The 22,648-nt window shown below is 58.7% G+C and carries 19 protein-coding genes, 2 tRNA genes and 1 pseudogene; 17 read left to right on the top strand and 5 right to left on the bottom strand.

Annotated elements, in window-relative coordinates:
* Positions 1-111 precede the first annotated feature (111 nt).
* Positions 112-498: pseudogene (locus tag GBM95_RS06560) on the top strand (autotransporter outer membrane beta-barrel domain-containing protein); the annotation flags it as partial.
* Between the two features lie 247 nt (positions 499-745).
* Here GBM95_RS06560 and GBM95_RS06555 read toward each other — a convergent pair.
* From GBM95_RS06555 to GBM95_RS06545, 3 genes are all read right to left on the bottom strand, one after another.
* Positions 746-2,089: a tyrosine-type recombinase/integrase gene (locus tag GBM95_RS06555; protein ID WP_152158368.1), complete on the bottom strand. Its 1,344-nt coding sequence runs from the start codon at positions 2,087-2,089 to the stop codon at positions 746-748.
* A 263-nt stretch (positions 2,090-2,352) separates the two neighbouring features.
* Positions 2,353-2,446 (bottom strand) — tRNA-Ser (locus tag GBM95_RS06550).
* A gap of 39 nt (positions 2,447-2,485) precedes the next feature.
* Positions 2,486-2,562, bottom strand: a tRNA-Arg gene (locus GBM95_RS06545).
* Between the two features lie 339 nt (positions 2,563-2,901).
* Between GBM95_RS06545 and GBM95_RS06540 the strand changes: the two genes are divergently transcribed.
* From GBM95_RS06540 to GBM95_RS06510, 7 genes are all read left to right on the top strand, one after another.
* The gene (locus GBM95_RS06540) at positions 2,902-4,422 is read left to right on the top strand and encodes an ABC transporter ATP-binding protein (RefSeq protein WP_152158367.1); all 1,521 of its coding nucleotides are present in this window, start codon (positions 2,902-2,904) and stop codon (positions 4,420-4,422) included.
* Between the two features lie 2 nt (positions 4,423-4,424).
* Positions 4,425-5,519, top strand: coding sequence for an ABC transporter permease (locus GBM95_RS06535; protein WP_152158364.1), 1,095 nt, complete (start codon positions 4,425-4,427; stop codon positions 5,517-5,519).
* Position 5,520: 1 nt separating this feature from the next.
* The gene (locus GBM95_RS06530; RefSeq protein WP_152158363.1) at positions 5,521-6,441 is read left to right on the top strand and encodes an ABC transporter permease; all 921 of its coding nucleotides are present in this window, start codon (positions 5,521-5,523) and stop codon (positions 6,439-6,441) included.
* Positions 6,442-6,493: 52 nt separating this feature from the next.
* Positions 6,494-7,651 carry a BMP family ABC transporter substrate-binding protein gene (locus GBM95_RS06525; RefSeq protein ID WP_152158361.1) on the top strand — a complete coding sequence of 386 codons (1,158 nt, stop codon included), beginning with the start codon at positions 6,494-6,496 and terminating at the stop codon, positions 7,649-7,651.
* A 79-nt stretch (positions 7,652-7,730) separates the two neighbouring features.
* Complete coding sequence (locus GBM95_RS06520; RefSeq protein WP_152158360.1) at positions 7,731-8,873, top strand: BMP family ABC transporter substrate-binding protein; 1,143 nt, start codon at positions 7,731-7,733, stop codon at positions 8,871-8,873.
* Between the two features lie 179 nt (positions 8,874-9,052).
* The gene (locus GBM95_RS06515; protein WP_152158359.1) at positions 9,053-11,056 is read left to right on the top strand and encodes a cation:proton antiporter; all 2,004 of its coding nucleotides are present in this window, start codon (positions 9,053-9,055) and stop codon (positions 11,054-11,056) included.
* Positions 11,057-11,142: 86 nt separating this feature from the next.
* A complete protein-coding gene (locus GBM95_RS06510) occupies positions 11,143-12,660 on the top strand; it encodes a DNA recombination protein RmuC (protein WP_152158358.1) in 1,518 nt (505 codons plus the stop codon).
* Here the strand turns inward: GBM95_RS06510 and GBM95_RS06505 are convergent.
* Entirely contained in the window at positions 12,553-14,754 is a 2,202-nt protein-coding gene (locus GBM95_RS06505) for a hypothetical protein (RefSeq protein ID WP_152158357.1), read from the bottom strand. The two genes, GBM95_RS06510 and GBM95_RS06505, sit on opposite strands and share 108 nt — an antisense overlap.
* Positions 14,755-14,959: 205 nt before the next feature.
* Between GBM95_RS06505 and GBM95_RS06500 the strand changes: the two genes are divergently transcribed.
* The 8 genes from GBM95_RS06500 (at position 14,960) to GBM95_RS06465 (ending at position 20,875) form a co-directional block, all read left to right on the top strand.
* The gene (locus GBM95_RS06500; protein ID WP_152158356.1) at positions 14,960-15,616 is read left to right on the top strand and encodes a site-2 protease family protein; all 657 of its coding nucleotides are present in this window, start codon (positions 14,960-14,962) and stop codon (positions 15,614-15,616) included.
* A 14-nt stretch (positions 15,617-15,630) separates the two neighbouring features.
* The gene (locus GBM95_RS06495) at positions 15,631-16,206 is read left to right on the top strand and encodes a class I SAM-dependent methyltransferase (protein ID WP_226963192.1); all 576 of its coding nucleotides are present in this window, start codon (positions 15,631-15,633) and stop codon (positions 16,204-16,206) included.
* Between the two features lie 145 nt (positions 16,207-16,351).
* Entirely contained in the window at positions 16,352-17,518 is a 1,167-nt protein-coding gene (gene bamC, locus GBM95_RS06490; protein WP_226963191.1) for an outer membrane protein assembly factor BamC, read from the top strand.
* A 17-nt stretch (positions 17,519-17,535) separates the two neighbouring features.
* A complete protein-coding gene (locus GBM95_RS06485; RefSeq protein ID WP_152158354.1) occupies positions 17,536-17,862 on the top strand; it encodes a hypothetical protein in 327 nt (108 codons plus the stop codon).
* Positions 17,863-17,919: 57 nt separating this feature from the next.
* Entirely contained in the window at positions 17,920-18,318 is a 399-nt protein-coding gene (locus GBM95_RS06480) for a DUF805 domain-containing protein (protein WP_193222607.1), read from the top strand.
* Positions 18,315-18,965, top strand: coding sequence for a LysE family translocator (locus GBM95_RS06475; RefSeq protein WP_152158352.1), 651 nt, complete (start codon positions 18,315-18,317; stop codon positions 18,963-18,965). The genes GBM95_RS06480 and GBM95_RS06475 overlap by 4 nt, the downstream gene beginning before the upstream one ends.
* A gap of 34 nt (positions 18,966-18,999) precedes the next feature.
* A complete protein-coding gene (locus GBM95_RS06470; protein ID WP_152158351.1) occupies positions 19,000-19,623 on the top strand; it encodes an FKBP-type peptidyl-prolyl cis-trans isomerase in 624 nt (207 codons plus the stop codon).
* An 82-nt stretch (positions 19,624-19,705) separates the two neighbouring features.
* Positions 19,706-20,875, top strand: coding sequence for a M20 aminoacylase family protein (locus tag GBM95_RS06465; protein WP_152158350.1), 1,170 nt, complete (start codon positions 19,706-19,708; stop codon positions 20,873-20,875).
* A 98-nt stretch (positions 20,876-20,973) separates the two neighbouring features.
* Here the strand turns inward: GBM95_RS06465 and GBM95_RS06460 are convergent, their stop codons facing one another.
* Positions 20,974-21,849, bottom strand: a complete 876-nt coding sequence (locus GBM95_RS06460) for a pyridoxamine kinase (RefSeq protein ID WP_152158349.1) — start codon at positions 21,847-21,849, stop codon at positions 20,974-20,976.
* 390 nt (positions 21,850-22,239) lie between these two features.
* Between GBM95_RS06460 and GBM95_RS06455 the strand changes: the two genes are divergently transcribed.
* Positions 22,240-22,593 (top strand): transposase, encoded by a 354-nt coding sequence (locus tag GBM95_RS06455; RefSeq protein ID WP_226963190.1) that lies wholly within the window; start codon positions 22,240-22,242, stop codon positions 22,591-22,593.
* The last annotated feature ends 55 nt before the right edge of the window (positions 22,594-22,648 follow it).

The raw sequence follows: 22,648 nt of genomic DNA, 5'->3' as shown, positions 1-22,648 counted from the left end.
CGCACGAAGCGCAAGTCATTTTTGTGGTTATTTCAGGCAACCGTTGCCGTTTTTAAGCTACCTCTGGGTAGGGAGTAGAAAAACGCTGGAAGTTGACGCTTCTACGTCGAACCCCAGGTGGAAGTGGCCTACGGCTATATCCTCGGCGAGGATTACTCGAGCTCCAACGGCGTTACCGTAAGCCAGGACGACTTCCAGTCGTTGACCGGGCGCATCGGCTTCCGAGCAGGCGCTGAAATGGCGGAGGGGGCATCGATCTATGCCACGGTGTCCGTCAACCATGAGTTCCTTGGAGACGTTGATGCGACCGTGACGCCGGCAGCCGGCGTTGCCCGCAAGTTGTCCGATTCGCTCGACAGTACCTGGGTTTCCTACGGCCTTGGAGCGCAGTTCGATACGTCGAAGAATCTGTCCTTCTACGGAGTTCTTGAGCGTTCTAGCGGCAGCGACTATGCTGAAGATTTCAAATACAGCGTCGGCATGCGCTGGAATTTCTGATGAGGCAAGAACGGCGACCTGCGTTACTTCTTAATGACTTGCCGCCGGATTGAATAGAGGGAGGGGAAAGACTGGACCAGTCGTTCCCCTCTAAAGTTTGTGGAGTGGTTTCATTCAATAAGACTGAAACCACTCCACATTGGTTTGCCCCTTCGGTTGACGATATGTCGGCCGTTTGGCGAACGAGTTCCATTTTGGAACAAGTTGCCGCTTTGCAATGGCTTTGCCTCGTACATCAAAGAAATCCTTAGCACTTGTCTGTGACGAGCGAAAAGCAAAACTTCCCCCAGTCATTCATCAATCGCTGTCGCTCCGTGCTTAGGCGAGCTCGGTCGTAGGCTCCGTGGTAGTCGTCAGAAGCTTTACAGTGCAACAGGCAAAGCTCAGCCGCTTCCTGATCGTACCGGCGGTTGTTGCCGAGACGGTCGTCCTTGGCCCACGTGCGAAAGCCGCTGCGTGCTGTACCGTGTGCCGTGACGATGCAAATCTTGCCTTCGCGCTTGGACTTGTCCGGGTCAATCCACCCGGTTCCATCTAGCGCTTTTTGTCTGGCGTGCATTCTGCGGATCAAGGCAGTTGTTGCTGCGTCGGAAAAGCTACCGCCATTGTCGGCCTTGAAGATCAAGTCGTCCGCCCTAGGTAGGTTTGGGCGAACCTTTTCCAAAACCTCGATCGCTTGCTGCGACAGATAGATAGTACGGTCTCGCTTGGGGTCCTTGATTTTGTCGTGCTCGGGCGGAATTTCCCAGATTCGCTTCTCAACGTCAATTTCGCCCCAGGTGGCTAGGCGAACAGCCTTCATGCGGCTTGCTGTAAGGATGGCGAACATCATCATCCAGCGACTCGTACCTTCCAGGTGGTAAAGCGCTTGAATGAACGAAGGAATCCTATCGTAGGGGAGAGCTGCGAAATTTTCTTTGCGGACGGCGTTCTTACGAGCGCCTTCCATGAGAACGCCGAGAGGGCCTTGTAGAGAACACAAATCTTCAGCTGATGAGCTGTAGTTCATCGCTCGGGCCCAGTTCAGAATCGCTCTGATGTTCCGCAACGCTTTCTTCGCAGTGATGGTTTTTGTAGTCCAAATCGGGGCAAGGACGTCACGGATGTCTTCAACGGTAATTGCGTTGATACCGATGTCACCGAGGCGAGGTAGCACATGCCTGGCAAGAAGGTTGGACGTGGCGTAAGGCTCTTTCCGGTCGTTTACCCAGTAGTTGTTTTCCACGCGGTATTTCAGCCACAAATCCATGACCTCCGCGAAAGTTTTGGAGGTGGGAGCGGTCTTTGAAGACGATTGCTGAGTCTTTGCCTTCCGACGAGTTGCGCGTGTGGGCGTTGGATTGATGCCCTCAGACAGGCGCGCCCTGATTTCCGTAGCTTTAGTGCGAGCTTCGGAAAGCGACATGGAGCGACGGAGTCCGAGAGACATGCTGCGCCGCTTGCCGAATGTGTCTTGATACCGGAGGATGTAGCTTTCTGAGGCTCCGCGAATGCGGAGGTAGAGCCCTTGGACACCGCCGAGCGGATAAAAGCCCGGTGACTTGAGTTGCCGGAAGATGACGAGCGGCATCGGAGTGACGAATTTAGGCATGGTCGAAAAGGTTCAAAAACGACGAAAACTGCGCTAAATCCGATCTTATCGAGCTTCAGAGGGGCACCAAAAGGGTCACCAAAAATGCAGGTCCTGTAAGGTTTTGTACGGTTACAAAAGGTTCTGTTTAGTAATTTTGTAAGCGTGTTGCAAAATTTCCACAGATAAGAAAAAAGGCTTGAAACTCAATCGCTTCAAGCCTTTAATCCACTGCAGTTTCAAGTGCTTACCACTAATTACAAAACTGCAGTTTTTGTAATTAGTGGCGGAGAAGGAGGGATTCGAACCCTCGAGGCCCGCAATTTTGGACCTGCACCCTTAGCAGGGGTGTGCATTCGACCTCTCTGCCACTTCTCCGCATCATTGTTCGTACATGCGGCAAGGCATATTGTCTGTTGGTGCGCCAGGCAGGATTCGAACCCACGACCCTCTGGTTCGTAGCCAGATACTCTATCCAACTGAGCTACTGGCGCACTGAGAAGAAGAATTCTGCCGTTCTCATCGATTCAGTGCAAGGGCTTTTTTTTAAGAATACCGCTTATGCGGGATGCTGCCTGCAATCGTGAGACGGATGTCTTTAATAGCGGATTCACGGTGCTTGCGTTCGTTTGCCGCACGCCATTTTCCATACATGAACAGTTACAATAAATGGCTTCAAACAAATCGGCATTTTCCGGGAGAAAAAGGAGTCTGCGGCTGGCGGGAGAGATGATCTCCGGCTTCCATAAGGCGGCTTTCCCCGGGAGTTCGCGGCCGATACCCCGGTTCAACTCCACCAGATCCGGCCGCCTGAAGCGCCGGAAGACATCGGCATGACACCAAGACTGAGCCTTCGCAACATTACGAAGCGCTATCCGGGCATCGTCGCCAACGACGGCGTCTCTCTCGAGATTGCCCCCGGAGAAGTCCTCGCCATCCTGGGCGAGAACGGCGCGGGCAAATCCACGATGATGAAGATCATCTACGGCGCAGCCCGCCCCGACGAGGGTGAGATTTCCTTTGACGGCAAGCCCCTCGCAGTAGAAAGTCCGGCCGAAGCCCGCGAGCTCGGCATTGCAATGGTGCACCAGCACTTTGCGCTCTTCGATACGCTCACCGTTGCGGAGAATGTGGCGCTCGGCCTTTCCGGGAAGCTCTCTCCCGCCCAGATTGCAGAAGAGATCCGCAAGCTCGGCGAAAAGTACGGTCTTGAGGTCGATCCGGCTTCGATCGTGATGGAGCTCTCCATGGGCGAGCGTCAGCGCGTTGAGATTCTGCGCGCGCTCATGACGAAGCCGAAGCTGCTCATTCTTGACGAGCCGACCTCGGTCCTCACGCCTCAGGCAGTCCGCACGCTCTTCAAGACCCTTCATCAGCTCGCCTCCGAGGGCGTTTCCATTCTCTTCATCTCTCACAAGCTCGATGAAATCCGGGAACTCGCCGACCGCTGCGTCGTGCTTCGCGCCGGCCGCGTCGTCGCTACGGTGAATCCGAAGGAAGAGACCGAGGAGGAGCTCGCGCGCCAGATGATCGGCGCCGATCCTCCCAAGGTGCGCGAGGCCGCCGGTCAGGCGGGCGACGTTATTTTCGAGATGTGCGGCGTTACCCTTCCGGGAAGCACGCGCGTCTGCGGCGTGAGCGATGTGAATCTTGCCGTCCGTGCGGGCGAAATCGTCGGCATTGCTGGCATTTCCGGCAACGGTCAGGCGCGCTTCATGGCGGCTGCCGCGGGCGAAGCAGCAACGCCCCCCGACTGCGTGAAGCTCTTCGGTAAGCCCGTCGGGAACCTCGACACGCATGCCCGCCGCATCTCAGGCCTTCGCTATGTGCCCGAGCAGCGTCTCGGCCACGCCGCCGTGCCGGAGCTTTCGCTCACGGCCAACACGTACCTCACGGGCGACTCGCTCGTGAGAAGCGGCTTCATTCTTCGCGACAAGGCCCGTCAGTTCGCCAATACGGTGATTGAGCGCTTCCACGTTAAGACGCCGACAGCGGAAAAAGCCGCCGGGAGCCTCTCGGGCGGCAATCTGCAGAAATTCATCATGGGCCGCGAGATCCTCAATCGTCCGCGCGTTCTCCTCGTGCATCAGCCGACCTGGGGCGTCGACGTGGGCGCCGCCGCCGTCATCCGCAACAGCCTCATCCGTCTGCGCGACGACGGCGCCGCGATCATCGTCGTGAGCGAGGAAATCGACGAACTCTTTGAGGTTTCGGACCGCATCGCCGTCATGTACCGCGGCGCGCTGTCGCCTGCCGTACCCAAGAAGACCCTCACCATCGAGGAGGTCGGCCGCTGGATGTCCGGACTCTGGCCTGATTCTCCCTTCAGCAAGACTCACACGGAGGTGCGCTGATCATGCTGCAGTTCCCGATCGCCATGACGCCGCGTACTGAGCCCGCCCGCGCGCTTTCATGGATTTCCCCCCTGATTGCGCTTGCGCTCACTGTGCTCACGGGGTTTTGTCTTTTTGCCGCGCTCGGCCAGGATCCCATCCGCGCGCTCGGCATCTTCTTCATCGCGCCCCTCGACAGCCTTCGCGGCTGGACTGAGGTCGGCGTCAAGATGACGCCGCTCCTTCTCTGCGCCGTGGGCCTCGTCGTCTGCTTCAAGGCCAATATCTGGAATATCGGCGCGGAAGGTCAGCTGATTGCCGGCGCCATCACGGGCGGCATCGCAGCGCTCCTCTGCGAACCCTCGTTCGGGAAGTGGTACGTCATCGTCGTGATGCTTGCCTCCGCCTTCGGCGGCGCAGTCTGGGGCGGCCTCACGGCGCTCCTGAGGCACAAGTTCCACGCGAACGAAATTCTCGTATCCCTGATGCTCGTCTACGTCGCGCAGTTCCTTCTCGCCTGGTGCGTGCAGGGGCCGATGCGCGATCCGCAGGGCTACGGATTCCCGCAGACCGAACTCTTCGAATCGGGCGCGATGCTCCCTGTGATTGAAGGCACGCGCCTTCATCTGGGCGCGCTCTTTGCCCTGATCGCCGCTTTCGGCATCTGGATTCTCATGGACCGCATGGCGCTCGGATTCCAGTTCAAGGTTTCCGGCATGGCGCCATTTGCCGCGCGCTACGCGGGCTACCATCCGGGGAAGCTCATCTGGGCGTCGCTCATCATCTGCGGCGCGCTTTCGGGGCTTGCCGGCGGCATTGAGGCTTCGGGCCCGCTCGGACAGCTCACCCCCACGATCTCTCCGGGGTACGGCTTTGCCGCGATCATCGTGGCCTTTGTCGGCCGTCTGTCGCCGCTCGGCTGCATTCCCGCCGCCTTCGTGATGGCGCTCTTCTACCTCGGCGGCGAACTCGCCCAGAGCCGCCTCGGGCTCCCTTCATCCATCACCGGGGTCTATCAGGGGCTCCTCCTCTTCTTCATCCTCGCCTGCGACACCACGATCTTCTACCGGCTCTCCTGGCGCGGTTTTACTGAACGCCGTACGACGGAGGGCGCCTGACATGTCACTCGCCGCTTCTATCATCTCCTCCACGCTCAATGCCGGAACGCCGCTTCTGCTTGCCGCCGCGGGCATTGTGATTCATGAAAAGTCGGGCGTTCTCAATCTCGGCATCGAAGGCATCATGCTGATGGGCGCCGTGATCGGCTTTTCGACGACGCTCGCGACGGGAAGCTTCGCGCTCGGCTTTCTGGCGGGCGCCGGGGTCGGCCTTCTGCTGGGGCTTCTTTTTGCGTTCTTCACGCTCGGCATGCACGCCAACCAGTACGCTGCGGGCCTCGCGCTCACGCTCTTCGGCACCGGTCTCTCGGCCTTTATCGGGAAGCCCCTCCAGGGGCAGGCGCTCTCCGAGCGCGCCGCTTCCGGCATCCCCGGGCTCGAAAACATTCCGTTCCTCGGCGAAGCCTTCTTTTCGCAGCACTTCTTTGTCTACGGCGCTCTGATTCTCATCGCCGCAGTCTGGTGGTTCCTCTTCAGGACGCGCGCGGGCCTCATTCTGCGCGCCGTGGGCGAGGCGCCGCAGTCGGCCTTCGCGCTCGGCTTCCCGGTTCTCCGGATCCGCCTTCTCGCGGTTCTTTTCGGCGCCGTCTGTGCGGGCGTGGCGGGCGCCTACCTGTCGCTCGTCTATACGCCCCTCTGGGTTGAAGGGATGACCGCCGGCCGCGGCTGGATTGCGCTTGCGCTTGTCACCTTCGCCACCTGGCGGCCCCTTCGCGTCGTCGTCGGCGCCTATCTTTTCGGCGGCGTGACCATGCTGCAGTTTGCCTTCCAGGGCATGGGCATTTCGATTTCACCGCAGTTCATGGCGATGACGCCCTATCTCGCGACCATCCTCGTGCTCGTTCTGATTTCGCGCAATCCTCAGTGGATCCGTCTCAATGTTCCCGCTTCTCTCGGCAAGCCTTTCGCGCCGAGAAGCTGAAGGAGCGCGTGAGCCTTTTTTTCCTTTTTAACTTCTTGGAGTTTTGAAAAAAATGAACAAGCGTTTTGCTTTCAAGCTCGCGCTCGCCGGCGCGGCCGCTCTCATGCTTACGGCCTGCGGCGAAAAGGAGGCTCCCAAGGCTCCCGCGCAGTCGGGCGCGCCCGCCAAGGCGGCCGATGCGGCTCCTCAGCCGAAGGCCAGTGAGCCGCTCAAGGTTGCCTTCATGTACGTGAGCCCGGCGAACGAGGAAGGCTGGTCGACGCAGCACGACATCGCCCGCCGCGCTGCGGAAGCGAAGTTCGGCGACAAGATCAAGGTGACGACGGTCGAAAACATCCCCGAGAACGCCGACGCTGAACGCGTTCTGCGCGACCTCGCGCAGCAGGGCAACAAGCTCATCTTCGCGACTTCGTTCGGCTACATGAATTCCGTTCTCAAGGTTGCGAAGGAGTTCCCGGACGTCAAGTTCGAGCATGCGACGGGCTACAAGACCGCTGAAAACGTCGCCAACTACTCCGGGCGCTTTTATGAAGCCCGCTATCTTGCGGGCAAGCTCGCCGGCGCAACCACGAAGACGAACATTCTCGGCTACGTCGCCGCGCTCCCGATTCCTGAAGTGCTTCAGGGCATCAATGCCTTTACGCTGGGCGCGAAGAGCGTGAATCCCAATGTTGAGGTCCGCGTCGTCTGGACCTCTGCCTGGTACGACCCGGGGAAGGAATCCGATGCGACGAAGTCCCTGATCGGACAGAAGGCCGACGTGATCACGCACCACACGAATTCCTCCGCCGTAGCGGCAGCCTGCGAGGAAGCGAAGATCCCGGTCATTTCCTACAACACTTCGATGAAGCGTGCGGCGCCCACGATGCTCCTCGGAGGCGTCATCCAGATCTGGGACAGCTTCTATGAAGGCCGCATCCAGGCCGTCATGGACGGCACCTGGAAGCCGCAGTCCGTCTGGGGCGGCGTCCCTGAACACATGGTGGCGCTCGTCGACATTGCGAAGACCACCCCGCAGAGCGTGGTCGACGATATCAAGGCGGCGACCGAAAAGATGGAAAAGCGTGAATTCCATCCCTTCACCGGCCCGATCGTCGACAACACCGGCAAGGAAGTCCTGAAGGCCGGTCAGGTGGCTACCGATTCGGATCTCCTCACGATGGGTTATCTGGTTGAGGGCGTCGCCGGCAAGCTCCCGACGATGAACTAAAGAGCAACTTTTTAATCAAGCGGCTTCGGTTTCGGAGCCGCTTTTGCTGAATACTTTTCTTCCATAAAAGGAATCCTTCATGCAGAAGCGCATTGCTTTCAAGCTCGCCCTTGCCGGCGCCATGGCCCTCATGCTTTCCGCCTGCGGCGACAAGACCGAGGCCCCTCAGGCCGCGAAGACCGCGGATGCTCCCAAGGCGGCTGAGACGGCCCAGGGCCCCCTCAAGATCGCCTTCGTCTACGTGAGCCCCGCGAGCGAGGAGGGCTGGTCCCGCCAGCATGACCTCGCCCGTCAGGAACTCGAGAAGGAATTCGGCGACAAGATCAAGGTGACGACGGTTGAAAACATTCCCGCCGGCGCCGACTCCGAGCGCGTGCTGCGCGACCTCGCGCAGCAGGGCAACAAGCTCATCTTCGCGACTTCGTTCGGCTACATGAATTCCGTCCTCAAGGTCGCCAAGGAATTCCCGGACGTGAAGTTCGAGCACGCGACGGGCTACAAGACCGCCGCCAACGTCGGCAACTACACGGCGCGCTTCTATGAAGGGCGCTACCTTGCGGGCAAGCTCGCCGGCGCCACCACGAAGACGAATGTCCTCGGCTACGTCGCTGCGGTGCCGATTCCTGAAGTCCTTCAGGGCATCAATGCCTTTACGCTCGGCGCTCAGAGCGTGAACCCCAATATTGAGGTTCGCGTGGTCTGGACCTCCTCCTGGTACGACCCGGGCAAGGAAGCCGATGCGACGAAGACCCTGGTCGGCCAGAAGGCCGACGTGCTCACGCACCACACCGACTCGCCCGCAGTTGCCGCCGCCTGCGAGGATCTGAAGATCCCCGTGATTTCCTACAACACGGCGATGAAGCGCGTTGCGCCCACGATGCTCTTGGGCGGCGTCGTGCAGTCCTGGCACGAGTACTACTCGGGCCGCGTGAAGGCCGTGATGGACGGCACCTGGAAGCCCGATTCCGTCTGGGGCGGCATTCCTGAACACATGGTGGCGCTCGTGGACATCGCTCCCTCGACGCCCCAGAATGTGGTCGAAAACATCAAGACTGCCTACGAAAAGATGGAAAAGCGCGAGCTTTCGCCCTTTACCGGTCCGATCGTCGACAATGAAGGCAAGGTCCGTGTTCCTGAAGGGAAGACCGCTACCGATGAAGAGCTTCTCAATATGAACTGGCTTGCGAAGGGCGTTGTCGGCAAGGTCCCGACCGCGCAGTAACGCATAGGTTTCTGTCGCCTTTCAATCAAGCGCCGCGGATGGATTCATCCACGCGGCGCTTTTTGAATTCCACGACGTAAACAACTTGTAAACATACTTTGGGATTCCTTGTCGCACAAGGATCGGTAGAGCGCTAAACTTCCGCTATCAAAAAGCAGGATCCTTCGGGAACGCGCAAAGTGGACGATTATTCCCTGATTACCAGCCTGGTCACCGGCTTCGGGCTGGCGCTTCCTTTCGGTTACGTTGCCGAAAAGTTTTTCCGTGCTCCGGCGCTTGTCGGCTACATTCTCGCGGGTCTTGCGGCGAGCGTCCTTCCGGGATTGCCGCCCGTCAATCCGAAAATGATTGAGCAGCTTGCCGAAATCGGCGTCATGCTCCTCATGTTCGGAGTCGGTCTGAATTTTTCCGTGCACGACCTGGTGCGCGTGAAGGGCGTGGCCATACCGGGAGCACCGACGCAGATGGTGATTGCGGCGTCGCTCGCCGCCTGCGTTGCAATGGGATTCTGGCACTGGGATTTCGGTGCGGCCGTGCTCTTCGGCTTCTCCATCGCCGGCGCTTCGACCGTGGTGGTCACGAAGGCGCTTGAACTTCGAAAGCTCACGAACGAAATGAACGGGCAGGCGACGCTCGGCTGGCTTGTGATGGAGGACCTGGTTTCCGTCATTCTCCTCGTCTGTCTGCCGCCCTTTGCGGCTGCCGTTCACGGCGATCAGACGGTTTCGCTGCTGGGCGTTCTTCTTGACATCGTGAAGACCCTTGCCTGGGCCGCCGTCTTCGTCTCCCTCATGATGGTGGTGGGAAGAAAGCTCTTGCCGCTGATGTTGAGGGAAGTGGCCCGCACGGGATCGCGAGAGCTCTTTACCCTCTCTGTTCTCGGCGCCGCCATTGTTATTGCCTACGGCGCGGGCGCCATTTTCGACGTGAGCTTCGCGCTCGGGGCGTTCCTGGCCGGCATGGTGATGCAGGAGAGCCGCTTTGCGCACCGTGCGGCTCAGGAGTCCCTTCCGCTGCAGGATGCCTTTTCGGTGCTCTTCTTCGTTTCGGTCGGCCTGATGCTCGACTGGCACGTTTTCCTTGAGAAGCCCCTTGAGATCTTCCTTGTCGTTCTCATCATCATGGTCGGCAAGATGACCTTTTCGACGACGATCGTCGTGCTTCTCAGGTGGCCGCTTGATACCGCCTTAACGATTGGCTCCTCGATCGGGCAGATCGGCGAATTCAGCTACATTCTGGCCGGGCAGGGCATTGCATTGAAGCTTGTCGACGCGAGCATCATGAGCGTCATCGTCGCCGCGTCCATCATGACGATTGCCTTGAATCCGCTTCTCTTTCTCGCTGCGCCTCACATCCGGCAGTTTCTGGTGACGCACTTCAAGTGGGCGAGGAAGGCTGCCATGCGGCAGCCGCCTTTCTCCCAGCTCCCTGCAGACACGCCTCGGGAGATGCTAGACGGCCAGGTGATCGTCATCGGCGCCTCCGAGGTTGCGCGCGAGCTTTTCCAGACAATGAAGAAGGAAGGCCGGCGCACCATCGTGATCTGCAATCCTTCCGATCCTTTGGAAGAGCTTCGGGCTGACGGCTTCGGCGTGATCGTGGGAGATCCCACGGACCCGATGGTTCTTGTGCAGGCGCATGTGACCCGTGCGGGCGCCCTCGTCATGCCCGCGGCAGATGTGGTGGAGGCAGAACGCGTGCTCGCCGTCGTGCGGCAGCTCAATAAGGACCTCCCGGTGGTGGTGCTTCTGAAGACGCTCGACGAAGCAGGCGACTTTGATCCGGCCGACAAGAATGTGTTCCTGCTCTGCGAACCCCTCATCGCATCGATTTCGCTCGCCGCCGTGACGGTCGAGCAGCTTGTCAAGCATGAAGAGGACGAAGCCGAGTCCGAGTCGCGCATGATGAGCGTGCGGGACATCCTTGATGCAGAGTACAGAAGAAGCGTTGAATCCGTGCGCTTCGGCGGCCTCAGGGCGCCGGCTGAAAATGCAGAGGCAGAGGATGTGCAGAGTGCTGCCGCCAAGGTCGCCGGGGAAGCAATGGCTACGGCAAGAAGCAGGCAGCGCAAAAAACTCTCTCCGGGGGAGGCTGCAAGAGCGTTCGGCGAGCGTTTTGCCAACTGGCTGAAGAAAGGGAGCTCGAAAAAATCGAAAGAGAAGCCGCTTGAGAAAGCGGACTGAGACGCTCGAATCCGGTCCGACGGCTCTCCTGGGATCTATAGAATCTTCGTTCGATCAGGTCTTTTTTCTGTCCAGCGAACGCTTCCATGCCTCAGACGAGCACTCTTCTTTTTGCAGTTCTGATTCTCTCTGCACTTTCCTTCATCGCGCTCGCGGCGCTTCTTGCCATTCTTCTCACCGAACGGCGGCACGGGCGCGATGACGCGGATGATCGGAACGATGCCCTCATGGAGGGCGTGATGGAGGTGCGCCGTGAGCTTTCCTCTCAGATCGCTCAGACGGATGCCAGGCTCACCACCGCCATGACGGGGCTCCTCAACTACATCGTTCAGGAAGAGAAGCGTTCGGGAGAAACGCTCCAGAATTTCTCAGCAAGCTCCCGGGGCGAGCTCGAGCGCATGAACTCGATTCTCGCGAAGGAATTTCTGAGCCTTCAGGGCATGGTGGACGCGCGCTTTGCAAAGGTGCTCGAAACCAATGCGGGTGCCGCCGAAGGACTTGGGAAACGATTGAATGAAGAGCTGAAGGAAATGCGCGCGACGCTCGATCAGGCTCTCGGCAAGGTGCGCGAGGAAAATGCGCAGAAGCTCGAAGCCATGCGCGCGACCGTCGAGGAAAAGCTCGAGAAGACGCTTTCCGAGCGCATTTCGGCGAGTTTTCGCCGCGTTGACGAAAAGCTCGGACTCGTGGAAACGGGATTGGGTGAAATGCGGCAGATGGCGAGAAACGTTGCGCGCCTTCAGAACATTCTCGCGAACGTCAAGACCCGCGGCACCTTCGGTGAAGTGCAGCTCAACGCCATTCTTGAAGAGGTTCTCGCGCCGGGTCAGTTTGCCTCTCAGGTGAAGCTTGATCCGAAGTCCGGCGAAATGGTCGATTTCGCCGTGCGGCTCCCCGGCCGGGATATGGAGAATCCCTGCTGGCTGCCGATTGATTCCAAGTTCCCGCTTGAAGACTGGGAAATGCTCGAGGAAGCCGAACGTGCGGGCGACCCCGCGCGTGCGGCAGATGCCCGCAAGGGACTTGAACGGGCGCTTTTGAAGCAGGCAAAGTCCATTCGGGACAAATACGTGAAGCCTCCGGTCACGACGGAATTTGCCGTGATGTTTCTTCCTTCGGAAGGACTTTATGCCGAGGCGCTCCGGATCCCGGGGCTCGCCGACCGGCTGCAGCGCGAACTGCGCATTACGCCCGCCGGACCAACGGTCATTACTGCGCTTCTCAACAGCCTCCTTATGGGCTTTATGACGCTTGCAATGGAAAAGCGAAGCGGCGAAGTCTGGCGCATTCTCACTGAAGTGAAGACGGAGTTTGCGGGCTTCACGCGTCAGTTTGAAGTGGTCGAGAAAAAGTTCCGCGAGGCGCAGTCCTCGCTCGAACAGATGTCGGTCAAGAGCCGCCGCATGGGAAGCCGCATGGAATCGATTGAGGCGCTCGCTGACGAACATCCGGATGGTCTTCCCGTCTCAGAAAGACCATCCGAAGCGAGTCTCCCGTCAGGTGGAGAGGCAGGGGAGGTGCCGTCCGCACCATCCGATCAGAACGCGCCCATCAGTTTTCGCAAAGTCGAAGTAGATTCTGAGGCACCGTCCACGGTCTCTTGAATTTCCGATCCGGAGGTGCTGCTCCATGAGGAGCTTTTCCCCCATGTAGCGGAACGTGCGGCGTTTGGCATAGCCTCGGGCGGAAAGCGTTTCCTGAGTTTCCCTCGGGCAATATTCCCGCGTTGAGAAGACGCTCGACAAGCGCCGGTCGCCGCCTTCCGCTCTCTGGTCCACAGCGTCGGTGACGAGCCGCATGAGGAGGCTCAAAAGCCGCCGCCCGAGAAGAAAAGGCGAGCTCTCGCGGGCCGACTCCCAGGCGGAGTCAAGTACCGTCACCCGGTCCGGGCGAAAAGCCTCAACATACTGTAGGCACTCTTCAACGGAAGGCTCCCAGTTTGAACGCGTGACGAGATTCGCCGTGATTCTTCGAAAAGCTTCGCCCGAGGCGGCGGAACGGCTTTGGGAAATCTCCTCGTACGCGCTTCTCCAGAGCTGCGTGCGCGCTTCCTCGCGGAGCACTTGTTCGCGCAGAAGCGCAATTTCAGCTTCCATCGCAGAGGCTTCCGCGACGACAAGGTCCAGCGTTTTCGCGAGATTGCCGAGGCGCCCGGAGAGCGGTCCCGCTTCCGGATGCCCGTGTCCATTGGCGTGAAGGCTGTCGCGCTTCGGAGCTTCTAAAGGCGCGCGTTCCTCCTTCTCCAAAGTGTCGCCGAACGTGCTCTGACTTCTCAGGCGAAGCACCTCATCCCGCCGGGCGAGCATTTCCTCACGCCGCGCCTCGCTTCTCGCGCGGTTTCTTTCCGTGGCTTCGCTCCGGGCGTCGCTTTCCCCGGACGCCTTTTCTTCGTCCGCAGGCTTCTCTGCAGCCGCCTCGTCAGAAGCTTTCTCGCGTTCGGTTTTTCTTTGCGCTTCCTCTTCTGCTGCCATGATGCGCCTGCGCTCGAGTTCCTCCCTGGAGATATCCTCGAGACGCCTTGCAAATTCGGCATCTTCCTTTTCCCGGGCCTCCTGGAGCGCTTCCTCGCGAAGCTGAGAAGCCTTGAGTCTTTCTTCGAGGCGTGCGCGTTCCCGGGCAGCGTCTTCCTCGTTCGGGGGGATGCTGCTCAGGCGCTCGAGCCGCGCTTCCCGGGCGCCGGTCTTCGCATCCCTGAATATGGATTCAGCTGCGGCGTGAATGTCCGGCATTTCCGGCGTCTCTTTTTCCCCAGGGACGAACGCCGGTGATTCGCCCTGATTCACCGTTTCAGAGGACGCGCTGCCTGACTGAGCATTCTGAGCTTCGTTCGTCGCAGGCTGGTTCCCAGTCTTCGATAGAGCGTTTTTCTTTTCGAGCGCGCGGCGCATTTTTCGATTGAGGCGAGGTGCAGGCGCGGTTTTTGCCGAATCGCCCGAAGAGCGCCATTGGAATGCCTCATCGGTTCGGAGCGCAAGGAGGAGGCTCCTTTCGGTTTCAGCTTTAAGGAGCCGGATTTTCTCCTCTTCCGTGAGCGGCGCCTCATTCGTTCGGCGGTAGGAAGCAGGCGCAAGCGCTTCTACGGCCTTGCGGTCGAGAAAATCTTCCTTCTGACGGCGGACGCGGCGAACGCCTTCGAGGAATTCCATCGCGAGTGCAAGGCTGCGGCGCTTCGCATCGTTTCTGAGAGAGTGAAGGAAAGGGATGTTGGGAAGGACATCTCTGGCCTCCAGAAGCGGCAGAGATTCATAAGGCAGAAGCGGCGACTCAAACCGATCGCAGAGCGGAGAAGCAAAATCCTCGGACATGGTTCGGCCGGGAGCGAATTCCCGGGTGAAGCGGTAGTAGCTCCGAAGGAACGCTGCAGAACCCGGATAGGAGAGGTCGGCCGAATAAAACGCTGAAAAAGAGGAGGATCCGAGAAGCGAGGCTGTGGAAAACCCAAGCACGCACTTTGGAGCTCCTGAGGAAGTGAGCTCAAGCACCCATTCGGCGCGGATCATGCCGTTCTTTTCAGGCCGGCGGCGGCGCGCCTCAAATCGGAACGTTTCTCCAAAAGCGGAGAAAATCGTAAACCCGGGCTTCCAGGCTTCGACGCCTTCGAGTCCGAATTGAACCGTGAGCCAGGATGCGATGAATGCAGTGGCGCGGAGCGCCGCATTGGTTGCGGTGTAGTAGAAGGAGCTGTATCCGTATGCCATGGGAAAGTCTCTCTGAATGTTTTTCGAGCTTCACCATTCTTCGACACCCATGCGTCACGCCCGGACGCAGTGAAGCATGGCTGTGCTTTGGGCAAAATTGAAGATCAGAAAAGATTCGTGTGCCGATGTGTCCTGCGGTGCTGAGCGGCGGGCAACCTGCATTAAGATTTCTCCTCTCGTCAAGGAATCTTCATCAAGCCACACCATGGACAGCCTCTATCACGCGATTCAGCTTGTCTGCGTCTACGCTATCCCGCTCATTTTTGCGATCACGCTTCACGAGTCCGCCCACGGCTGGGCGGCGTCGAAATGCGGCGACCCGACTGCCGTGCGCATGGGCCGCGTGACGCTGAATCCCATCCCCCATATCGATCCCGTGGGCACCATCGCCATTCCGGGGGCGCTCCTTCTCATGTCCGCCTTTACGGGCGGGGGCGGCCTCCTTTTCGGCTGGGCGAAGCCCGTGCCCATCAATCCATGGAACTTCCGCAATCTGCGCCGGGGCATGCTTTTGACTGCCATTGCCGGCCCCGGATCCAATGCCATTCAGATGATTGTCTGGGCGCTTCTTCTGAAGCTCTGCGTTGCGGTCGGGATTTACGACAAGTTCGTGCTTTCCGTTTGCTCTGCCGGGATCTCGGTCAATCTCATGCTCATGGCCTTCAATCTCATCCCGATTCCGCCGCTCGACGGCGGGCGCATTCTGAGGGGGCTCCTCCCGGAGCGCGCTGGCGAGCAGCTCGACCGGATCGAGCCCTACGGCATGATCATCCTCCTTGTTCTCATGGTCGGGGGCGGCCTGACCTTCTTTGTGCGACCCTTCCTGATGTTCGGGCAGTGGCTCGTCAATCTCGTGCTTTAAGAGGAGCGTGAATCATGTCGGTCTGCAAGAACCCGAAGGAAAACTGCATGCGCTATCCGTCCGCCTGGGTGATGCGCTTTGCCGATGAGCTTCCCGCCCGTGCGAGGGTGCTTGATCTCGCCTACGGCGAAGGACGCCATACGGGGCTCTTTCTCATGAAGGGCTGTCGGGTGACGGCGGTCGACATTGATCTCTCTCATGTTGAAGCGCTCGCCGGCACTCCGGGACTTACGCTCGAATGCCGGGACCTTGAAAACGAGCCCTGGCCTTATGGGGAGGACCAGTTCGACGCGATCGTCGTCACGAACTATCTCCACCGTCCCCATTTCCCGCACTACTTCGCGTCGCTGGCGCCCGGAGGACTCTTCATCATGGAGACCTTTACGGAAGTGAATACGCGCATCTGGGGGAGGCCGAGAAATCCGGACCACTATCTTCTGCCGGGAGAGCTTCTCAGGCTCGCGCCTTCAGACGTGAGGATTGTCGCCTATGAGGAAGGATTGACCGAGCTCGATTACGGCGTTGAGCGCATCGTCTGGATGAAGCCCGGACCGGTTGAAAAACTGGCGATTTCGCTCGGTGCTCGGTAACAATTTGCACCACGGCGCTTCCGAATCTCCTCGGTGCCCCGCGGCTTTGATAAAATTTTCCGACTTTCAAGCGCCTTCGCGGTTCCTTTGCGGGAATTGTCTGAAGGCAAACACGATTTTTTTGGAATCCATTACAAGAATGTCCATGCGCGCGTTCCGCCTCGCCGCCGCTGCTGCGGCGATTGCCTCTCTTTCGGGCTGCACCTTCCTCGGCATTGACTTCAATGACGACAAGGTTCAGTACGAGTCCTCCAACTCGCGTGCGAATCTCGAAATTCCGCCCGATCTGACGCCGATTCAGAATGACAACCGCTTTCAGGTTCCGGCGCGTCCGGGCGTGGTGAGCGCGAACGCAGAGGCTGAGAAGGCCCGTCAGGCGGCGGATGCGAACGCGCCGACCGCTTCCAAGATTGTTCCGCTCACCGTCCGCGCGAAGGTGATGAAGGAAGGAACTGACCGGTGGCTGCGCGTCAATGCCGCGCCCGAACAGCTCTGGTCTGTGGTGCAGGACTTCTGGCCCTCCGTCGGTCTCGTGGTTCGCGAGCAGAACCCGAAGACGGGCTACATGGAAACCGAATGGGCCGAAAATAAAGCCAAGCTCCCTCAGGACATCATCCGCCGCACGATCGGCAAGGTGATCGACTTTGCATATTCCACGGGCGAACAGGATCAGTACCGCACCCGCATGGAGCGCAATGACGACGGCACGACCGACATCTACATCTCGCACCGCTCGATGGTTGAGGTGGTGACGGGCGCCGATAAGGAAAGCACCGTCTGGCAGCCGGGTCCCACGGATCCGACGATGGAAGCGGAAATGCTCCAGCGCCTCGCGCTTCGCATCGACGCTGAATTCAATCCCAATGCTTCCGCGGAAGCAGAAGCTGAGGCTCAGAAGGAACTCGCGCAGCAGTTCAAGGTTGAGCCCGTCGCGACCCGTGCCCGCATCGAGAACGGCGCGGACGGCAAGGCCGCCGCCGTGGTTCTCACGGACAATTTCGACCAGGCCTGGCGCCGCATGGGGCTCGTGCTTGACCGCATGGGCTTCGAGCAGGTCGACCGCGACCGCACTGCCGGCTGGTTCCTCGTCCGCTACCTTGATCCGGCTTATGAAGCCGCTCAGAAGGAAAAGCGCGGCTTCTTCACGAACCTCTTCAGCTCCGACGCCGTCATTGATGCGCCAAACTACCGCATCCATCTTTCGGGCGAAGGCGCTGAAACCCGCGTGACGGTTCAGGGTCCGGACGGCGGTGAGGATGCGACGGGTGTTGCGCCCAACATCCTCGGTCTGCTCGCCGAGCAGCTCCGCTAAGCGAGGAGCGTTCCGCCATGGCTTCCTTCATGACGAAGGTGCTCAATGCCTTCGGTCTTCATACCGAGGCGGAACTCAATGAAGCCCGGGCGGCAGCCCGGGCCGACGGGGCTTCTGAAGCGGCGCCCGGAGCATCTCTAGAGGACGCTCAGAGCCCGCTCGCAGATACTTCCCCCTGCGGCCTCATCTACCGACAGGCCGCGATCGACATCCCGCAGCTTTCCTTTGCGCTTCAGACTCAGGTAAAGGCGCAGGCCATCGAGAAAATCCGCCGGCTTCTCACTAAAGAGAAAATCACTGCAGAGGAATTCGAACTCTGGAAGCGTCGGATTCTGATGCTCTGAGGGAGCATGCCTCAGATGGACCGTTGCGCAGTACTTGATCGAGCGGGTTCCGGACTGATGCCGGCAGTATCCGCTTTTGCCTGGTTCGGACTCGTCTTTCTGCGCGTTTTCAATCCCCAGATCCGCGCCGATCGTGCTGCTTTTGCCCGCGGCCTCATCCTCTGGGCGGCTTTGGGGTTCGCAGCCTGGCTGCTGATGGATCCCATCGCGGATGCCGAATGGATTTTGGATAAGGCGCTTCTGCGCATAGCCATGATCTACAGCTGGGCCTCCGGATTCTGGTCCTTTGCGCTTTTTGTCCTGACGGCAAGGCGCTGCCACGACTGCGGGATTTCAGGCGGCTGGGCGCTTTTGGTCGGCATTCCGCTCGTCAATCTACTCGTGCTCGCGGCAGGACTTTTCCTTCCGGGCGCAAGGGACGCTGCACTCGTCTGGAAGAAGGATTTTGAGCTGTGATCAACTGGAACGATTACCTGCTTTTTATTCCTGCGGTGATTGTGATTACGCTCCTTCCCGGTCCGGATTTCGCCATTACGGTGAGAACAACGCTGGTACACGGACGCCGGGCAGGCATTCTCTGCCTTCTCGGCATTAATCTGGGCGTGGCGATTCACACGACTGCCGCAATTCTCGGCATCTCCGCGCTCATCATGGGAAGTCAGGAACTCTTCAACATTCTCAAATGGGCCGGGGCCGTTTATCTTTTCTGGCTCGGCATCGGGGCTATCCGAGAATCCTTTCAAAAGAAGCCCGGGGGGCCGAACAAGTCAGAAAATATGCCTGCTCCTGAGGCATCGAGGAAGACGGGGCTCTCGGCCTTCAGAAGCGGTCTTTTCTGCAATCTTCTCAACCCGAAGGTTGTGGTTTTCGTCCTCACGTTCTTCCCGCAGTTCATAGATCCGAAGCTCCCTGCAGCGCCGCAGCTCGCACTTTTAGGACTTACGTGGTCGGTGCTCGGCATTCTCTGGCTCACGGTCCTTGTGCTCCTGATGGAGAAAATACGGCCGATTTTCGAGCGCCTCTCTTTCCGGCGCTGGCTCAATCGCACAACTGGCCTCGTGCTCATTCTGTTCGGCATGAAGCTCGCGTTTGAGCGCAATTGATTTCCAATTCTTTTTTAATTCGCAATAGATACATATGGCAGAAAGCATTCGCAAAGGCATGCTCGTCACGATCTCGGTACTGATGGCCGACATGACGGGCAAGACCCTTGAAGAGACGCCTCCGGAAGGGATTGTTTATCTACACGGAAACGGCGACATTTTCCCGAAGCTTGAGGCGGCCCTTGAGGGGCGCTTTGCGGGGGAAGGCTTTTCGATTCACCTTGAGCCCGAAGATGCTTTCGGCGAATACGACGCCGAAGCGATCAAGCTCATTCCGGCTGAGAATTTCGCACATCCGGAGGTTCTAGAACCCGGCGCCGTTGTCGACGAAGTGCCGGGCGAAGCCCCTGATGGCCGCACGTGGCGCGTGACGGATATTGCTGAAGGCATGGTGGTGCTTGAAGCCAACCATCCGCTTGCCGGCATTGGTCTGCAGTTTGCCGTGAAGGTCCTCGATGTCCATGAACCGACGGAGTCGGAGCTCGAGGCGATGGAGGACGACGGCACGGAATCGCTCGTGCCGCCTTTCCTCAAAATTGCCGATCGGATCGTGAGCGAAGACGACGAGGACGATACGCCCTACGAGTCGGCAGGCGCTCTGGAGCCCGATGACTCTTCGATGGCAAGGCTTGCAAGACCGCCGCGCATCGTTCGATGAAAATCAAAACTCATAATTTTCCATAGCCCGGGCGCCGGATCAGGTCCCCCGGGCAATTTCTCAAAGAAGGGAATCCAAAGAAATGTCAGTGCTTGAGGATCTTCGTTCGCGCGAAGCGGAATATGCAAAGTGGCGTCATGAGTTTCACCGTCATCCTGAACTCGGTCTCGAGGAGGTCTGGACTTCCGGCGTGGTCGCCGAAAAGCTCAAAAGCTGGGGAATTGAGGTGACGGAACATGTCGGGCGCACGGGCGTTGTCGGCGTGATTCACGGGAATCTCGGTCCCGGCCGCACGATCGCGCTCCGAAGCGATATGGATGCGCTCTCGATGCCCGAGGAGGGAAGCTGCGAGTGGAAGTCTCAGAATCAGGGCAAGATGCATGGGTGCGGGCATGACGGCCACATGACGATGCTTCTTGCCGCTGCTGAATATCTCTCCCAGCACAAGGACTTCAAGGGCACGATCGTGCTCATCTTCCAGCCGGGCGAGGAAGGCGCAGGCGGCGCGCTTGAGATGATGAAGGATGGTCTCTTCAAGCGCTTCCCCTGCGACGAGATCTACGGCATGCACAACTGGACCGACGTCCCCGTGGGCCAGGTCCGCTGCCGCCACGGCGCCACGATGGCCGGACAGGATTTCTTCAGCATTCACCTGAAGGGGAAAGGCTCGCATGCGTCGGCACCCCATCTTTCTGCCGACCCGGTTCTCGCGGCGTCGCTCCTTGTGACGGCTTTGCAGCAGATTGCTTCGAGAAACATTGCGCCGCTTGATCCTGCGGTGATTTCGGTAACGAAGATCCATACGGGTTCAGCCTTCAACGTCATTCCGGAAACGGCTGAAATCGGCGGCTGCACGCGCTTCTTCTCCAATGAAACGGGCGAACTTCTGAGAAAGCGCATTCGTGAAGTGGCTGAACACATCGCCATCTCCTGTGGCGTCTCAGCCAAAGTCGAATTTGACCCGATCGCGGCGGTGCTCATGAGCGACCCGAAGCTCTCGGACGCATTCCTTGCCGCTGCGCGCGAGGTGGTGGGCGACGCCAACGCGGACTTTGCCGAGCTTCCTCAGATGGCGAGCGAAGATTTTTCCTACCTCTCCCAGGAGGTACCCGGCGCTTACTGCTTCCTGGGCGGTCAGGCGCCCTACGGTGCGAAGAATCTGCACAATCCGTGCTTTGACTTCGATGACCGCGTGCTTGCGGTCGGAGCGGCCATCTGGGTGACGATCGCGAGAAATCGCCTTGCCGCCTGATTGCACTGCATAGAAGTCTGATTCAAGGCCTCATGCGGCTTCCGCTCCTGCGGGCGGGTGCCGCACGAGGCCTTTGTTTTTTCGGCGGAAGGTTTTCTTCAAACGAGTTCATAGGTGGCCGACTGAATCGGGAGCGACAGGTTCTGGAGAACCCGTTCGAGCAGAATCCCTTCGCGGTTGTCGGTCTGGTAGCCGAAGGTTGCGCGGATCCCCTGCAGGATGAACTGCGCTGCGCGGTCGAGCGCTATGGGGAGGCTGTCTCCCTGGAGAAGGCTTCCGGTAATGACGCTTGTGAAGGCGTCGCCTGTGCCGGGATAGTGCGCCGGAAGATAGGGACACGTGACTTTCCAGGTTCGGCCGTCCGTTCGGCTGCGTGCAATGACCGAGGTGAGATTGGGCTTCCCCTGAACCGGAACGCCGGTAATGATGACGGTGTCAGGGCCGGAGTTCGTGAGCTCCGTGATGGCGGCCTTCAATTCGTCGCCCGTGCATTCGGACCGGAAAGGTTCGTTGAGGAGCGCGAAGAGTTCGGTGAGGTTGGGAGTCAACACGTCGGCGCGCGCGGCGAGCGTACGCATTTCACTTACCATCTCATCCGTGATTTTGTTGTAGAGCCTGCCGTTGTCTCCGAGCATCGGATCCACAACGACGAGCGTATCGGGCGTTCGGAAGCGCTCGATAAAGTCGGCGACGATTCTTATCTGGCGCGGCGATCCGAGGTATCCGGTGTAGATCGCTTCAAAGTCGACGCCGAGCTTTTCCCAGTGATCAATGATCGCCGGCATTTCGTCCGTGAGATCTAGAAACGTAAAGTTCTCGTACTGCGTATGGTTCGAGAGGATGGCCGTCGGAAGCGGACAAACGTCGAAGCCCATTGTGGAAAGAATCGGTATGACGACGGTGAGTGAGACGCGGCCGACGCCTGAAAGATCGTGGACGGCGGCGATGCGGCGTACGCTGCGGGAAGACTTCATTTTTGGAAATAAAAGAAAGCGCCGAGGCAGTTGAAAAGCAAGATTATCAGACGGATTTCAGCTGCAGAATAAATATCTCAGAGATATAAAAAATATCAATGTATTGATTATTATGGATTTTTTATAAACTTTATTATGTCGAAACTATAGCGGAAGAAAAACTTGATTTCGCCATGATGCTTTCCTTTTGAAGCTGACGCACCATATTCCTGAGTTGTCTTAAGACTCACACTCGCATCCAGTTCGTTTTGCAGGAAGGAAGACTTCGATGGAAAACTTCATGACGGTCAAGGATGCTCTGAGCAAATCGAAAGATAATGCACTGATTTCATAAATATCAAATATATGATAGAATATATCTATCATGAATAGATTTGCGAGAGGCTTCTGATGGAACAGCTTTCGTTTTCAGACCTTGAAACCAGTCTTCGCCGGAAAACCCGCAAAACCCGTACGGAACGCCTCACCGAACGGTTGGAAAAGCTTGTCCCCTGGTCAGACCTTCTGGCACTGATTCAGCCCTTCTACTACGAGTCAGGCCGCCGCGGTCGGCAGCCCTTTCCTCTTGAACTGATGCTCCGGATCCATCTGCTTCAGATCGCCTACAACATGAGCGATCCCCAGATGGAGGACTTCCTTCACGAGAACTCTACTGCTCGAAAATTCGTGGGATTGGCGCTGGCGGACCGTACGCCGGACGAATCCGGTGAATGTCAAGTGAGCTTTCGCCGATTTTGTTCTTAAAAAGTAGGTTGTAGTCTGAGCTCAGTGAGGGCTTTGCCCTCTCCGCCTTCGGCGG

The organism is Sutterella seckii, assembly GCF_009183815.1.
In the GTDB taxonomy this organism is placed as follows: domain Bacteria; phylum Pseudomonadota; class Gammaproteobacteria; order Burkholderiales; family Burkholderiaceae_F; genus Sutterella; species Sutterella seckii.
Note: the sequence above shows the minus strand (reverse complement) of the source record. Positions and strands in the feature narration are given on the sequence as shown.

Bases quoted from the DNA above. Each gene is read 5' to 3' on its own strand.
- GBM95_RS06555 (WP_152158368.1), bottom strand. From the start codon at position 2,089: ATGCCTAAATTCGTCACTCCGATGCCGCTCGTCATCTTCCGGCAACTC.
- GBM95_RS06540 (WP_152158367.1), top strand. From the start codon at position 2,902: ATGACACCAAGACTGAGCCTTCGCAACATTACGAAGCGCTATCCGGGC.
- GBM95_RS06535 (WP_152158364.1), top strand. From the start codon at position 4,425: ATGCTGCAGTTCCCGATCGCCATGACGCCGCGTACTGAGCCCGCCCGC.
- GBM95_RS06530 (WP_152158363.1), top strand. From the start codon at position 5,521: ATGTCACTCGCCGCTTCTATCATCTCCTCCACGCTCAATGCCGGAACG.
- GBM95_RS06525 (WP_152158361.1), top strand. From the start codon at position 6,494: ATGAACAAGCGTTTTGCTTTCAAGCTCGCGCTCGCCGGCGCGGCCGCT.
- GBM95_RS06520 (WP_152158360.1), top strand. From the start codon at position 7,731: ATGCAGAAGCGCATTGCTTTCAAGCTCGCCCTTGCCGGCGCCATGGCC.
- GBM95_RS06510 (WP_152158358.1), top strand. From the start codon at position 11,143: ATGCCTCAGACGAGCACTCTTCTTTTTGCAGTTCTGATTCTCTCTGCA.
- GBM95_RS06505 (WP_152158357.1), bottom strand. From the start codon at position 14,754: ATGGCATACGGATACAGCTCCTTCTACTACACCGCAACCAATGCGGCG.
- GBM95_RS06500 (WP_152158356.1), top strand. From the start codon at position 14,960: ATGGACAGCCTCTATCACGCGATTCAGCTTGTCTGCGTCTACGCTATC.
- GBM95_RS06495 (WP_226963192.1), top strand. From the start codon at position 15,631: ATGTCGGTCTGCAAGAACCCGAAGGAAAACTGCATGCGCTATCCGTCC.
- bamC (WP_226963191.1), top strand. From the start codon at position 16,352: ATGCGCGCGTTCCGCCTCGCCGCCGCTGCTGCGGCGATTGCCTCTCTT.
- GBM95_RS06485 (WP_152158354.1), top strand. From the start codon at position 17,536: ATGGCTTCCTTCATGACGAAGGTGCTCAATGCCTTCGGTCTTCATACC.
- GBM95_RS06480 (WP_193222607.1), top strand. From the start codon at position 17,920: ATGCCGGCAGTATCCGCTTTTGCCTGGTTCGGACTCGTCTTTCTGCGC.
- GBM95_RS06470 (WP_152158351.1), top strand. From the start codon at position 19,000: ATGGCAGAAAGCATTCGCAAAGGCATGCTCGTCACGATCTCGGTACTG.
- GBM95_RS06465 (WP_152158350.1), top strand. From the start codon at position 19,706: ATGTCAGTGCTTGAGGATCTTCGTTCGCGCGAAGCGGAATATGCAAAG.
- GBM95_RS06460 (WP_152158349.1), bottom strand. From the start codon at position 21,849: ATGAAGTCTTCCCGCAGCGTACGCCGCATCGCCGCCGTCCACGATCTT.
- GBM95_RS06455 (WP_226963190.1), top strand. From the start codon at position 22,240: ATGGAACAGCTTTCGTTTTCAGACCTTGAAACCAGTCTTCGCCGGAAA.